1 protein-coding gene is annotated in these 581 nt (G+C 64.9%); it reads left to right on the top strand.

The features are described 5' to 3' along the window. Window positions 1–128: 128 nt before the first annotated feature. Window positions 129–581: nuclear transport factor 2 family protein (locus EOC06_RS38340; RefSeq protein WP_164899055.1), on the top strand; the 453-nt coding region annotated here is incomplete at its 3' end.

Below are 581 nucleotides of genomic sequence, written 5' to 3'. Positions count from 1 at the left end.
CGCTCGGAGACTAGCTCCCTTCTCCCCGTTCACGGGGAGAAGATGCCGGCAGGCGGATGAGGGGCGGCGCCGAGTTCAACAATTGATGATCCCAACTTGGATTGGGGGCATGCACAAAGAGGAAAGAAATGCTCGAAATAGCACCGACGAAACAGGCAGCCGCATGGCTCGAATCCCTGGCGCAGGCACTCGCAGCCGGCGACGTGGCCGCTGCGAGCAACCTGTTCGTCGACGATTGCTACTGGCGCGATCTCCTGACCTTCACCTGGAACATCACCACCATGGAAGGCCGCGAAGCGATCGCCGACATGCTGGCGGCGACGCTGGCGACGGCCAAGCCGAGCGCGTGGCAACTGACCGGCGAGGCGATCTCGGACGATGGCATCATCGAGGCCTGGTTCAGCTTCGAAACCGCGGTGGCCAGGGGAGAGGGCATCATACGGCTGCGCGACGGGCGCTGCCGCACGCTGTTCACGGCAATGACGGACCTGAAAGGCTTCGAGGAGCGCAAGGGGGCGGGGCGGCCGCTTGGCGTGCGTCACAAGGCCGATCCAAAGCGCGAGACCTGGTCGGAGGCGCGG

Origin of the sequence: Mesorhizobium sp. M7A.F.Ca.MR.362.00.0.0 (assembly GCF_004023175.1) — a bacterium.
In the GTDB taxonomy this organism is placed as follows: Bacteria; Pseudomonadota; Alphaproteobacteria; order Rhizobiales; family Rhizobiaceae; genus Mesorhizobium.
This window is presented reverse-complemented; position numbering and strand designations above follow the sequence as displayed.